This is a genomic window from Lyngbya confervoides BDU141951, from assembly GCF_000817775.3.
Classification (GTDB): Bacteria; Cyanobacteriota; Cyanobacteriia; order Thermosynechococcales; family Thermosynechococcaceae; genus Lyngbya; species Lyngbya confervoides.
On record NZ_JTHE03000065.1, the window covers coordinates 21,350 to 35,547 of the forward strand.

Annotated in this window: 10 protein-coding genes; 4 read left to right on the forward strand and 6 right to left on the reverse strand. The window is 50.1% G+C overall.

Annotated elements, in window-relative coordinates:
- Window positions 1-11 precede the first annotated feature (11 nt).
- The 6 genes from QQ91_RS12280 to QQ91_RS12305 all read right to left on the reverse strand — a co-directional run bounded on the left by QQ91_RS12280 (window position 12) and on the right by QQ91_RS12305 (window position 6,922).
- Window positions 12-998: an aldo/keto reductase gene (locus QQ91_RS12280; RefSeq protein ID WP_166282460.1), complete on the reverse strand. Its 987-nt coding sequence runs from the start codon at window positions 996-998 to the stop codon at window positions 12-14.
- A gap of 11 nt (window positions 999-1,009) precedes the next feature.
- Window positions 1,010-2,140 (reverse strand): T3SS effector HopA1 family protein, encoded by a 1,131-nt coding sequence (locus QQ91_RS12285; RefSeq protein ID WP_166282462.1) that lies wholly within the window; start codon window positions 2,138-2,140, stop codon window positions 1,010-1,012.
- A gap of 40 nt (window positions 2,141-2,180) precedes the next feature.
- Window positions 2,181-3,359, reverse strand: a complete 1,179-nt coding sequence (locus QQ91_RS12290; protein ID WP_166282464.1) for a phosphotransferase family protein — start codon at window positions 3,357-3,359, stop codon at window positions 2,181-2,183.
- Between the two features lie 1,002 nt (window positions 3,360-4,361).
- A complete protein-coding gene (locus QQ91_RS12295; RefSeq protein ID WP_250833348.1) occupies window positions 4,362-5,291 on the reverse strand; it encodes a thiaminase II/PqqC family protein in 930 nt (309 codons plus the stop codon).
- Window positions 5,292-5,332: 41 nt separating this feature from the next.
- Window positions 5,333-6,442 (reverse strand): hypothetical protein, encoded by a 1,110-nt coding sequence (locus QQ91_RS12300; protein ID WP_166282468.1) that lies wholly within the window; start codon window positions 6,440-6,442, stop codon window positions 5,333-5,335.
- A gap of 228 nt (window positions 6,443-6,670) precedes the next feature.
- Window positions 6,671-6,922: a hypothetical protein gene (locus QQ91_RS12305; RefSeq protein WP_166282470.1), complete on the reverse strand. Its 252-nt coding sequence runs from the start codon at window positions 6,920-6,922 to the stop codon at window positions 6,671-6,673.
- A gap of 500 nt (window positions 6,923-7,422) precedes the next feature.
- On the opposite strand from QQ91_RS12305, the gene QQ91_RS12310 reads away from it, so the two are divergent.
- From QQ91_RS12310 to QQ91_RS12325, 4 genes are all read left to right on the forward strand, one after another.
- On the forward strand, window positions 7,423-7,890 hold the full coding sequence (locus QQ91_RS12310) for a helix-turn-helix domain-containing protein (protein WP_510980328.1): 468 nt from the start codon (window positions 7,423-7,425) through the stop codon (window positions 7,888-7,890).
- Window positions 7,891-7,952: 62 nt separating this feature from the next.
- A complete protein-coding gene (locus QQ91_RS12315; RefSeq protein WP_166282474.1) occupies window positions 7,953-10,727 on the forward strand; it encodes a peptidase domain-containing ABC transporter in 2,775 nt (924 codons plus the stop codon).
- A 64-nt stretch (window positions 10,728-10,791) separates the two neighbouring features.
- Window positions 10,792-12,720 carry a response regulator gene (locus QQ91_RS12320; protein ID WP_166282476.1) on the forward strand — a complete coding sequence of 643 codons (1,929 nt, stop codon included), beginning with the start codon at window positions 10,792-10,794 and terminating at the stop codon, window positions 12,718-12,720.
- A gap of 59 nt (window positions 12,721-12,779) precedes the next feature.
- A complete protein-coding gene (locus tag QQ91_RS12325; RefSeq protein ID WP_166282478.1) occupies window positions 12,780-13,523 on the forward strand; it encodes a peptidylprolyl isomerase in 744 nt (247 codons plus the stop codon).
- Window positions 13,524-14,198 lie beyond the last annotated feature (675 nt).

The following is a 14,198-nucleotide window of genomic DNA, read 5'->3' on the forward strand; positions in this document are numbered from 1 at the left end:
TCCATCCATTGTTACTGGGCCAGGGGCAGAGAATGGCGATGGCGGTGCAGATCGCCGTAACGATTCAGGGCTTCTTGATCCGCAGGGGTTAGCGGCCCTTGCTGAATCCCCGCGATCGCCGCATCTATCTGCGCTCGATTTTCAACGCCCATCAGACAAAGATCCACATTGGGTTGACTCAGGGAATAGCGGTAGAGATCGGGGACAGAGGGCGGCGTCATATCCTCAGAGAGACCTGGGGGCGATTCCCAAAGCGGCCCCGTGTGGGATCCGGTGGACTTAAAGGTCACCACGCCTGGCCGTTGGGGTTGACGGCTCAGGGGGTGTAGCACCTTGTCTTGGGCACTACGATGGGCAGGGTTATGGCGCACCATGAGTACATCCAGCAGAGAGCTGTTTGACCACTGCTGAGCCAGGGCCAAATCATGAAATGAGGCTCCGATATAGCGGACAGCCCCCATGCGCTTCAGACGCTCAGAGGCTCCAAACATCTCCTCCACAACCCGCTGATAAACGGCATCTCGACCTCGCAGATCAGGCGATAAATCCAGACATCGGGCCAGGGCCGGGCCATCCTCTTGCCCCACCCAGCCCCAGAAAAAAACATCAATATAATCAATCTCCAGCTCCGCAAACTGATCGAACAGGGCTGCGATCGCCATCTCTGGACTTTTGTTATAGGTCACCGTGGCCAGCACCACATTTTCGCGCTCCCTAGCGCCGCGTCCACAGAGCTGCTTGAGTCCATCAGCCATAGAACGATACAGAAAATGATGCAGATCGCTGGAAAAGAAAAAGTAATTGATACCTTGCCCATAGGCGTAGAGGGTATCCTCGCTAGAAATACCACCCCCGCCCCCAATTCCCAGGGCACTCACCTGCAGGTTGGTTCTCCCCAAGGCACGATAGAAGGGCAAATCTGGATGAGGCTGGAAGGGCAAGGGCCGCACGGGCGGCGTTGTAGATTCCTCCACAGGAGGAAGATCAAGAAGCTGCATAGTTCTACCTTCTAATATAGGTTCAGGGGTTGATACAGATCCTCCGATCCTGCGTTTAAGTAGGGACGCTGCCAGTCCAGATCGTAATCTCGAAACGCTTGTACAATTGCCTCTTGTTTAGCTCGTGTCGTTTCCAACTTTTGTCCAGCAATCAGGCCAAGGGCAACAATATGGCAACGATTTAGACCAAAGCTTTCTTGGGCACCAAACTTAAAGTCTGTTTCTTCAGCGCAGCCCAATCCAGGCGCAAGGCGCTTGGTGAAGAGCGGAATATCCTCTCTAAACTGAGAAGACTGGCTTGGGTATATTTCTTGCAGCACGTCGCGCACGCTTGGAAAATCTATCTTATTAAAGTACAGTACAGCCGAATCGTGCCGCCCGTAGTCTTCTGGGTTATAGAGCGCCTTAAAGCTAAAGGGAATACACCGCTGGTTTAAGTAGGCAGTAAGCTGATCCATGAGGGCAATCGCGCCATTGGTCGTGAGGTTAAAGTAGATGCGCACCAAAGTTCCGTGCCCCTTAGATCGATCTTGAGTCGACAAAGAGGGACGATCAGACCCGGCGTTGCCCACAGCCATATAGAACCCATTCTGCACCAGATTTTTGGGCATACGGATAGCGACCTCGTCACCCACCTGAGGCCCCATCACATCGGACGGAAGATGGCGATCGCGATCAATGCGGAGGGTCAGATCTCTTTTTTTAACTTTCAAGATGCCAGCCTCGCCTTGATCGATCACTTGCCAACCCGGATCAAAATAGCCTTCTCCTGCGTTGCTATTATGCAGCCGCTGGTAAAACTGCAAATCAACGCCCATGAAGGAATCGTTTTCGACGGAAATGATCGGCTCAGCCGGTTGATCTGCAGCCAGGACTTTACGCAACGACCCGTTGTAAACAGTGCCATACAGATAACTGCGTAACTGATAAATCCAGGATCGCTGCTGCACATCTGGCGATAGAGTTTGCAGTCGCTCAATCATCTCGGCTGACAGTTCATAATCTCGACAGCCCGGTTGACGAATGCAGTATTTTTGGCTGATATCTAGGGTCTGCACCATCTCACCAAAGGTCTGCCAGAGGGTCAGAGGATGCTCCATTGGAGCCATGAGGACTGGGTCTAGGGAAGGGGTTTGAAGCATGATCATTGAAGGTCCAAAATCAGGGGCAAGTACAGCGGGATCAGGAGGCAACGGATCTAGGTCGACTCCCAAGGGATGCAATAAAATCTGCTTGCGAGATCCCTAAGACCGTCGCAAAGGATTGATCGGGACGGCACAACAAGCTTTTTGCCACTTGCAGCATACAGATACCCGTATTTCCAAAGGTTTTTTGATATTGCAGCATGGCAAAAATTTGATTGATCATCACCAATCCTGAAAACTGCACAACTTTATCGAGAAAGTCCGGGTCAATCTCCAGAATTTCTGGAAACTGGCCCAAGTATGCCTGGAGAACTTTCACCATGGAAGGCCGAACCTTTTCCAAGGGCGTGGTCGCCATCTGCAAAGAGTCTTGAAAGGAAATATCCTGGCTCACCAGTAAGCTACCGAGCCACTGCTGCAGATAGCTGGAAAGAAGGGTCCCTACATCAAATGCCGGATCGCCCCAGCCATTGCGTTCCCAATCAATTAGGCGAATAGGTGGCTCGTCAAGGCGAGGATTTTGCCAGTCCTGATGCACTAGTACATTATTCAACTTCAGATCATTGTGGGTGACACAAAGGGGCCGGTAGGAGGCAAGGGTAGTCTGGATAGACCTGCCTAGGCTGTCATAGCGCTGATACAGGGAAAAGAACTTGATGCCCTCAGCAGGATATTGGCCAAAGATATCCGGCTCTAGATCGTGGAGCTTATGGGTCCAAGCCAAACTCTGGAGCGGCGTATCATCGGCTAATCCTTGATCGAAAACAGATTGAGCGGTTGAGTTTTGAACCGTGTCCTGATGGATCGTGGCGATCGCAGTGCCCAGACCCTCGGCAATCCACTCTGGATAGAGTTGATCCTTGACATAAAATTCGAGCAAGTCCTGATAGTGATCCAGGTACCGCAGCACCAGAATAGAAGCCTGGGGATCAAACAGAAGAACATCGGGTAAAAGGCCTTGAAAGCTTGAGCCATGAAAACCTTTACTAAATTCCTGCACCCGCCACTCCATTTTAAATTCTTCGGCTGTTTTTCCCTCTGCATCAAAGCGTTCTTGCTTCACCAGCCATTTATCACCATTGCGGAGCGTCAACAGCAAGTTGAAATTTTTAGCATCTTTGACCTGGATCGCATCATTACCAGAGGCAAGATCCAAGTCCAACCCCTTGTGTCTCAGGTAGTTCAAAACGTTCTTCGAACTAAGCTGTATGACCATCAAAAATCTCCCTTCGTCAAAATGTATACAGGTCCTAATCCTGGGGCTTGGACTTTACCACTCAGAAATCAGCGCAATGAGCAGAAGTCCTCTTATCTAGGAATGTCACGCAATGGTAGGACCCCAAAAACCTATCACTAGAAAAACATATCACCGAGGCCCTGAAGTCACAGGCAACTCAAATCATCCTAAAACCGTGCTTTAAATCACGGAATCCCCTGGATTCTGCCCTAAAGCGGCGTGGGCGATCACTCGCCCACAGCCACTTAACCCCCGAGGGTTACGGTCTCCTATGGGCGGTGGGGGCTTTTAGGATTAGACTTTGCCGCAGAGGCAATAATAGACACTGAGTAGGCAGAAAGGACAATCACGGCACAGATAGGGGTAGAAAATGCCCCTCCCTGCGTTGATAACTCTTCCTGGGTCAGGTCATTGAGATAAGTCTCGGAATCTGAAAACAACTCAGAGCCGTTAGACGACAGATCATTTAGCTGAATATTAGGCATAGTTGTAGCTCCTATGTGGGATTCAATTACACTAGAGTCAGTAAAATCCACAAAATTGAATTAATTAAGTGTTTTAATTTACCTCTCTATCCATGTAAAAATACTATCTAAATCACAAGGAAGATCCTGTGATCAAATACTGATCTTTCCATGATTTTAATCACAATAAAAAGTAGATAAACATGCAACGAAATTCTCCAAAAATAAACACCATAAAAATACCCCCTAAATCTCCAGAATCTTCCCATAATTGCACCAAAAAATTCAAAGAAAAATGATTCTGAAAAGAAATAATGTCGGGGGAATCAAAGTGTAGCTTAAATTCATTAAAAGATATTTGAGAAGGCCTCAAAAGCCCCTCTTACCTCTCCTTAAAGACCGCCGACCATGTTGGGGAGACTGAAAATCAACCCCCTAAAGAATTGGCCATCCTGTCAAGCAATTCTGGATCTAAAGAGATTTTCCAACATTCTCTTAATATCAATTCTGTACCGGATCAAAAACAGCGCGGAATCAGATTTTTACCCTCACTGTAATACTCTAAAATTTCTCGGCTTCTCATGATGAAAGATTCCAGAAGCAGCACCATATTCTTCTTCACTAATTGTTGGTCTGACCAGGGAATACAATTTAGATAATGCAGGAGTTGTCCCCCAACATCTTCGTGCTTTCCTTCTTCATTAATTCCCGCATGGAGCAAAATCGGACGATAAAAGCTCTCAGGAAGATCCTGGGCAATGCATTGCTCTTTAAACAGCGGATGAAATTGATCATCTTGCTCAAATAAAATTAAGGCTGCAAAAAAGCTGGGAGTATGCTGTCGGGCAAAGTTTGCCAACATGGCGCAGGCTGAGATCGTCATCGGCAGCGGCTGCATGGTTTCAATTTCAGTATCTGTGAACCCAATGCTTTTAAGCGATCGCGCCATCAAGCGATCGTGGTGCAGCTCAGCCGCATAGAACTCACGCAAAATATGACAAACATCGTGGGATGCTTCTTGAGCAATGGCTGGAGCCAGTAGGCTGGGGCAAAAGTGGGTAATGTGATAAGCCTCCAGAGCATACCCAATCAGCTGACTTCTCTCAATCGTCCCGGCTTTCATTCGCTGAGCATAGGGTGAAATCTCTAATTGCAGACCTATCTGGCCAAAAAATTGAGATAAATCCTGATGAAACCGATGTCCAGTTTCCCAGGTTTGAGAAACCTCCTGAAGGAGGCCCCGCTCTTCACAGGTGGCCACAAACGAGGGAATCTCTGCGGCTAAGCCTGGACAGGCTTGCTGCAACTCATGCAGCGATCGCTGTCCGTCCTGCAGGTAAGCCAGCAGCTGCATCATTTCGTCCCGGTCCTCAAGAGTGAGGGGAATGGCGCAGCCATGCTGTCCCCGCCGGATCTCGACCTGGTGAGGTCGGTAGGAGATAGCCACTCTATCCCTAAAAATTGGACGCTTCATGGTTGTCTTGGCGATCATTGCACCAGTCCTCCATCAAATATAAAAGGGAATTCACGCATTTCTAAGGACTTCTCCTGGTAGTAGGCGATCGCGCTTGGATTAAACTGCTCACACATTTCTATCAGCACATGGCTCCGTCCCCGCAGGGCCTGTGCTTGCTCAAAGTTGAGGGGAGGCAGGGCCTCAAAGCAGTAACGAAGTCCCTGGGGAAGGGTCATTTCATCCACAATCTGAGTCAGCCTCCTGCTGCTAGATTGGGATAATAATTCACCAAAGGTCTGATGATAGTGCTGGAGTGATTGAGCCATAAAGGTTTGCCAGAGACAAAGATTCAGCAAACCCTGGATGGAGTGAGCTGAGGCGCTATAAATCAAGTTGTTTTGTATGGCGCTGGTGTAGGGAAGCGGTAGATTGTTGTGTAACGCTTCCGGTTGTAAATTAAAATCCGCTAAACTAGCCCGAATCATCGGCATCTGCTGAACAAAATGGAGATAGAGCCGCTGCATATATTCTTTCCAGGCATCGTTGCCCGATTGCCCTAGAAGAGGATAAACAAACTCAGACTGCAGAGCCACAAGATGCAAATGCTGCAAAATGCAGCCCTGAACAATGGCTTGCTGCTGCTGAGGCGATCGCCTAAGAATTGACTCGATCTGCTTTGAAAGCGGAATTTTCGCCATCTGCTGTTGAAGCCGAACCAGCAACGATTGAGCTGAATCCTTCGGCCTCTCATCCTTGATCAACTCCACTAATCCTAGCAAGGCAAGCTGGCGCAAGAGCGTGATTAGGGCACCGGGCTGATCGGGGAAGAAGTTATCCTCAAGTTCTTGAACGGAGGAGGTTCCCTCTAGACAAATCAGCAGCTTGATGAAACGACGGGTAGGAATCGATAACTCATGGAGCGGATAGGTCACCCCATTTTTAAAGCAGAGAATTTGATCCCCATACAAGTTTAAGACACCCCGCAGCCGGGGACGGCTAGATGGAGTTATCTCTATTATCTCTTCTGTTATATTTTCTGTTATGTCTAAAGACTCTTCACGGGGAGCATCCCTCACCGTCCGTTGTGATTCTCCGTGAGCATTCGGCGTTGAATGCTCCATAGCAAGCGCAAATTGGCTCATCTCCTTCTCCAGCAATACATGTGACGGCAAGCATCAAGGGTTCTTCAGAAGTCAGCGGCTTCGAACCCTTGAACACTTTGCCTAGACTAACTAAATGCTGATTCAGTAACCGTGACTCAGTAACCGTGACTCAGCAACCATGACTCAGTAACCATGACTCAGTAACCCTCAGAGTGACGGTCAATTCACCCCGACAGTTACTGAGTAGCAGGTATGCTCGATAGATCCTTAGAGTGTTACCGGTGAAATACTGGTCTTTGTAATAACGGTCGAGTTTGTCAGCGTAGGATTCGTCAACGTTGGAATACTAGTACGCGTAATCACAATAATAGAAGGCCCCAGGGACGGCGCAGGTGATAACATCAAACCTGCACCCACAGCCCCTAAGCTATCCCGCTCTAGATCATTCATATAGCTTTCTGAATCTTCGAATAGATCAGCACCGGAATTATTGAGATCATTCACTTGAATTTTAGACATGGATTATTCTCCTGTGAGTTGTAAGAGTTGTATGGGCCCTGCAAAGGGCAACTTGAATTGATACTAGCGTCCTCCCTATGGCAATGACTAGCCTTCTCAAGAGTCTTTGTGGAATAAATAGTTGCAATTTATTCCTGGATTATGGGCTCTTCCTCAGAGTCTCTCAGCCCGCCCATTTAGAACTTTAAAGAACGCCTAAAACCCTTGATATCAATGGGACAAACTGGTTTGATCAAGGCTGAGAGTTGCGATCGCCCATCCCCCAACTCTCCTATCGTTTCCTGCTGCATCACAGCCGATCTGTGATGGTCGTTACAACTAGCTAGTGATACTCTGCACCTGTTTCTCCGAGAATTGTCACGGATAGTACATCCTTTTTTCTTTATTGTTGGATTATTACCTTCAGCAGGGGACTTGTGATGAAGAAGATCCGTGATCCATTACTCACTTCCTTTCAACGGAAGCTCTTGGAAAAAGAGCTCCCTCAGGTGACCAACCAGATGCTTCGCCAGCGTATTGACATTATGCTACGTGCCGATACTGGCCAAACCCAAACTCAGATCTGCCGTGAGTTGGGATGCTCAGCCGTGACCGCCCGATACTGGATTGGGATGGCCCGCACTGGAAATGCTCACCTCTGGAATCAGCAATCGGTGGGCCGTCCCAGGCAGGTGGATCAGGCCTTTCTAGACCGGTTAAAGGAGTTGGTCTGTCAAAGTCCTCGCGAAGTCGGCTATCCCTTCAGCCGCTGGACCGGACAGTGGCTGAGCAAACATTTGCATCAGGAACTGGGCATTAAGGTGAGCAATCGCTACATCAATAGCCTGCTTAAAAAAATGGGACTTTCTACTCGACAATCACTCTCTTCGCTGCCCCTCGCCAAGTCCCCTCAAACATCCCATCGAATTGCCATCCAAGACATTCGTTCAGATGCCGTACCTTCTCCAAACAGGATCGGGATTCAATAAGGGGGTCTGCCTATCTAGGGGACATCAACCTTTGATCTCCAAGCAACCCAACTGGCTCGACAATGACATCTCCTACTTCTTCTCAACTCAGCAATCCCAAGCAGCTTGCCGCTGAACTGCTGGCCTTAGTCTTTGCCCCTGTGCTGACCGAGACGCAGCGACGGCAACTGCTCCATCAATGCCAAATTTTAACCCCGCCTAGCAGTAAACCCTTCTGGGAAAGCTCTGGCAATCAAGCTGGACTCTTCCTGGTATTAGCGGGAAAAGCCAGGCTTTTAGACCCATACAATAATCTGATCAGGAGCGTCGAGGCAGGGGAAACCTTTGGGGAAGCCTCCCTGTTGGAGACAAAATCCTGGCAACAGTACAGCGCTCGCGCCTCTTTGAAGCTGCAACTTTGCTTTATTCCGCAGGCAGCTTGGCTACCGATCCTGACGACAGCACCCGATCTGCAGGCTTTCCTGGTGGATCGTGCGCAGGCAGAAGCAGCTACCCTTGCTAAGCAGGCACCGTCTGTGGATCCTCCCTCCATCGTGGCGCCCACGGCCACCGGTTCCCTACCTCGCTACTCCCGCGTGAGTCAATCCCCAACCGCCCCCGCTCCCGCCCCTTCTCCTGGCCCCAGAATTAGTAAAGCCTACTTTCCTCGACCCACGGTTAAGCTATCGCAGCTTTGGAGCGGTGCCACCAAACGCTATCCCACCTATTTACAGCAGAGTAATTCTGACTGTGGCGCGGCCTGTTTGGTCATGATTGGCCGCTATTGGGGCAAGAATCTCAGCATTAACCGCATTCGCGATCTCGCGAACGTTGATCGCAATGGATCATCGCTACGCGGTTTAGCAGCAGCGGCTGAGACTCTGGGTTTTACAACCCGACCGGTCAAGGCAGGACTCAAGAGCCTTGCACAGCAGAAACTGCCGGCGATTGCCCACTGGCAAGGAAATCACTATATTGTGGTCTATGCCATCACCCGGCGGCGGGTGACCATCTGCGATCCGGCCGTGGGGCAGCGATCGCTCTCCCATGCTGAGTTCAAGGCCGGGTGGACTGGATTCACACTGCTGATTTCTCCCTCTGCACTTCTAAAGCATACTGAAGAAGCCACCTCTAGTTTCTGGCAGTTCTACGAGCTTATTAAGCCCCATCGTCTGGTGCTGGCGGAAATCTTTGCGGCTTCAGTCCTGATTCAAGTCTTTGGTTTATTGACGCCCCTATTGACTCAACTTCTGTTTGATCGGGTGGTGGTGCAGCAAAGCCAGCTCACCCTCACCACCGTCGGGCTGGGCCTGCTTATTTTCGGCCTGTTCCGGGTAGCCATGAACGGTCTTCGTCAGTACTTTTTAGACCATACGGCCAACCGGATTGATTTAGCGTTAATTGTGGGCTTCATCAGCCACACCTTTCGACTGCCACTGCGATTTTTTGAATCCCGCTACGTGGGAGATATCATTTCCCGAATTCAAGAAAACCGTAAAATCCAGTCTTTTTTGACTGGAGAGGGCCTTTCGATCATTTTGGATTTACTCACGGTGTTTATCTATCTGGGACTGATGTTCTGGTATAGCTGGAAGCTCGCACTCATCACCCTGGCCATTGCACCGCCGTTTATCCTGCTAGCCTTAATTGCAACACCCTTCCTGCAAAAGATTTCGCGGGAGATCTTTTCAGCCCATGCGGAAGAAACCGGCTATCTCATTCAATCGCTTACGGGAATTCGCACCGTAAAAGCCATGGCAGTGGAGCAATCTATTCGCTGGCATTGGGAAAACCTATTTGGGCAGGCTCTGCAAAAAAACTTCTCTGGACAGATCACGGGCAATACGCTCCAAATTTTTAGCGCCACCATTGAATCAGTGATGACGACAGTGCTGCTCTGGTTCGGCGCCTGGCAGGTGATCCAAAACCAGCTCACTATTGGTCAACTGGTTGCCTTTAACATGCTGCTAGGCCACGTCATTAGTCCTTTTCAGCGACTCACGGTACTCTGGAACGAGCTGCAAGAGGTAGTCATTGCCGTGGAGCGCATCAATGATGTGATTGACGCTGAACCGGAGGAGGACTTAGATCGAAGAATGAAGCAAAGCCTGCCACCCATTCAAGGCAATCTTGAGTTCCGTCAGGTTTCCTTCCGCTACCACCCGGAAGCAGAGATAAATATTCTAGAAAATCTTAGCTTTTCAGTCCAGGCAGGGCAGACCGTTGCCCTCGTGGGACGCAGCGGGTCCGGCAAAACTACGTTATCCAAGCTCATTCTAGGACTGTATCCTTGTTCAGAGGGCAGCATCACCCTTGATGGCTACGATCTCAATAGCGTTTCCCTGCGATCGCTGCGGCAGCAAATTGGCGTGGTGGATCAAGACACCTTTATGTTTGGCGGCACCATCCGCGACAATATCAGTCTCGGCCACCCTGAAGCTCCGTTAGAAGCCGTCATGGAAGCGGCTAAGCAGGCAGGTGCCCATGAATTTATCAAGGATCTGCCCATGGGCTATGAAACCCAAATTGGTGAAGGGGGTGGAATGCTCTCAGGCGGTCAGCGGCAGCGGCTGGCCATCGCCCGTGCCCTGGTGGGCAATCCCCGTCTGCTCATTTTCGATGAAGCCACAAGCCACCTGGACACAGAATCAGAACGCATTATTCAGGCAAACTTGACCCAAATTCTTAACAATCGCACCACTTTTATCATTGCCCATCGCCTCTCCACCATTCAAAATGCAGATGTCATTTTAGTCTTAGACCGTGGCATTCTCCTAGAGCAAGGAAACCACCAAGAGCTGATGGAGCGACGGGGCCAATATTATTTTCTTCAGCAGCAGCAGCTTGCTGCTGTCTAAGCAACGCCTTCCCCTTGATATCCCCCAGGTAAACCGCCTCTATTTGGACCAAGAGGATCACGCAATGATTCGCATATTACTGGCCGATGATCAAGTCTCAATTCGTCGCCAACTGGAACATTCTCTCAAGCTAGAGCAGGATTTAGAAATAATTGCCAATGCCGCAGACGGACAAGACTGCCTGGATCAGGTGAGCGCCCATCAGCCCGACATTGCCATCATAGATATTGAAATGCCGAGAATGGACGGGTTGACGGCAACACGACTGATCCGCGATCGCTGCGCCCACACCAAGGTTCTTATCCTGAGCAGCCATCAAGACCATGACTCGATCAACGGCGCGCTGCTAGCTGGCGCCAAGGGATACCTCCTGAAGTCAACGCCCCCCTCTGACCTAGCCCAGGCCATTCGCTGCATTCATAGTGGATACTTGCAGTTTGCACCGGGTTTACTGGACAGCATCGGGCAAAATAAGCCATCCATCCCGAAGGAGACCCTTGAGACGCTAGATCCCCTGGACATAACCACCTCAGATAGCCGTGAACTGATCACCTACGAAACAGAATCAGACTGGTCTTCCCTCACCCAAGATCTCGTAGATCGTCATCCCCAACCCTGGACAAAGGGATTACTCTATCTGCTGCTTATCTTTGCTGCTATTGTTCTGCCCTGGGCAACCTTCTCGAAGGTCGATGAAACTGGCAGCGCTCGCGGTCGCCTAGAACCCAATGGCCAAACCTGGAAGCTGGATACGCCCCTGGGTGGATCGGTCACCAAAATTGCAGTCCAAGAGGGCGACACGGTCTCCCAGGGGCAGATCTTGCTAGAGCTTGATTCAGAATTGGTGCGACGGGATTTACAACAGGCTCAAACGAAGGTTAGCAGCCTCCAAACCCAGGTGAACCAGCTCAATTTAATGAAGCATGAGCTAGTTTTGGCCGTGAATACCCAGGAGCAGCAGAATAAAGCCCAGCTTCTGGAAAAGCAAGCTCAAATCCAGCAGGCCCAGCAATCGGTTCAAGATCATCAGCGCAGCTACGAACTTCAAACCATAGAAAAGCGGTCCCCCATTGATCAAGCGAAGGCCGATATTGAATCCCGAGAACAGGCTGTGGATCTGGCCCGACAGCAGCTCAATCAAGATCTCAAGGAAGAAACCCGCTTTCGTCGGCTTTCGCAACAAGGCGTTATCCCCCAGGTGCAGGTAGTCGATAAGGAAAAGGCGGTTGCCAACAGTCGCCAGGTGCTCACGGAGGCAGAGGCTCATCTTCGGCAAGCTCAGTTACGCTATGCCGAGGAACAGCGACGCTACCAAACTCTGGTTCACCAGGCCCAGTCCAATATTGACCAGTCCCGACTAGGACTCACAGAACAGCAGGAAAGTTACCAAACCCTGGTCCATGCCGGTCAACTCTCCCTCCTCAAAAGCCAAGAACAGCTGAAAAATATTGATTCCCAAATTACTGCCCTCACCGGGGATCTGCAACAGCAGCAGGCAAGGGTCAAAAGTCTGGAATATCAGCTATCGCAGCACCAGCTCAAATCGCCTGTTGCAGGCGTCATTTTTGACCTCCCGATCAACAAAGCAGCGGCAGTCCTTCAGCCGGGGGCCAGGGTAGCTGAGATTGGACAAGCCCAGGCGCCAATGATCCTCAAGGCGCAAATGGCAACGGCGGAAAGCGGTTCACTGCGACTGGGGATGCCTGTCAAGCTCAAGTTCGACGCCTATCCCTTCCAGGACTACGGCGTTGTGCCTGGAACCGTGAGCCAGATTTCTCCCACCGCTAAGGTCGTTGAGGCGAGTGCCGGTCAGCTGGCCACCTTTGATTTGGAAATCACCTTAGCGCAGACCTGTATTCCCACTCAGTCCGACTGTATTGCCCTAACCCCTGGCCAAACCGCATCGGCGGAGGTCATCTTGCGACAGCGCCGGATCCTAGATTTCATCATTGATCCCGTGAAGAAGCTTCAACGGGGAGGGCTCCCCCTCTAGGCCCCCCCGGTCTTTGTCTACCGTTCTGAACTGTTAACCCTTATTTTGAAATACCACCCATGATTGCTCAACTTTTAAACATTCAAGCCTCGGATCTGATGGAGGAAGCGCAGCTCTCTTGCCAAATTCCGGGTCTGATCACGGGAATCCTCACCCGCAAGATCATTACGGATCAGGCCCAGGCGCTCAATATCAGCGTGAGCGATGCAGAATTGCAAGAAGCCGCTGACCACATTCGGCTTGCAGAAAAGCTCCAAAAGGCTGAAGACACCTATGCCTGGCTGAAGAAACATCATCTCTCGGTGGATCAGTTTGAGCAACTGGCCGCGGGAAATGTGCTTTCAACCAAGCTAGCGCAGCATCTCTTTGGCGATCGCGTTGAGGCCTATTTTGCGGAACATCAGCTAGATTATTATGAGGCCACCCTGTCTGAGGTGCTGATTAACGATCTTGATCTGGCCCTAGAATTGTTTTTTAGCCTTCAAGAACAGGAAATCTCATTTTTTGAGGTCGCCCAAGCCCATATTCAAGACCCGGATCTGCGCCATATGGGCGGCTATCGAGGCCGTCAGAGCCGATTTAGCCTGAGGCCTGAGGTCTCCTCTGCCGTCTTCTCAGCCCAGGCCCATCAGATTTTAAAGCCGATTGTTTCATCCCTGGGAGTGCATTTGGTGCAGGTTCATGAAATTTTCGAGCCTTCCCTCACGGCAGAAGTGCGCAACCAGATTGTCTCCACATTGTTTTTAGACTGGATCAATCAGGAAATTGAGCAACTGCAACCCCATGTAGATTTTCAATTTTGAGCTAGATCCAATGTCACTGACATAAGAATGAGGAAAAGGGTGTAATAGCGTTTGAACACCCTGGCCACCTTTACGATGCCAAATCAAAGTGAGATTCTCAAGCAATGTCTATTCGACAGTGTGGCGCGTCCCTGGCAAAACTTATTACCAGAATCCAAAATAGACGCTCTCTTGCATGAGGAAGGAAGCCAATATCGTAAGCGATGCATACACTCCTATCGTGCTGGTTGGTTGACAAAACTTATTCTACAGAGCAGCAATAGATCTGCGATTGAAATTCAGACTGACCATATGAGTCAGATTGTTTCAGTGACATTAATTTTTAATCCGACCAGGTGGATATCGGCGATTTGATCCAGGCTCAGGAGGCAGGGTAATCGCATCTAATTTGGTATAAATCGTACTTGACAGAATGCAAAAGATAGATGGCTGAGTATAAGTTGTGATTGAGACAGCGGGAGAGCCGTAAAGCGGGGTTAATGAGAAAGCGTACCCCTCATCAGCGTGGAGAGACCCCATGGCCCAAGGCTTTGGTCAACGGGAGCCGAGCCCTCAGCAGGTCCGAGAGGCTAAGATTTTAAGACGGAGTGTCCTCCAGCATTTTCAGCACCTGCCGGATCCGCGCGTGGAACGAACCCAACACCATAGTCTAGTGTCGATTGTGACCATAGCGAT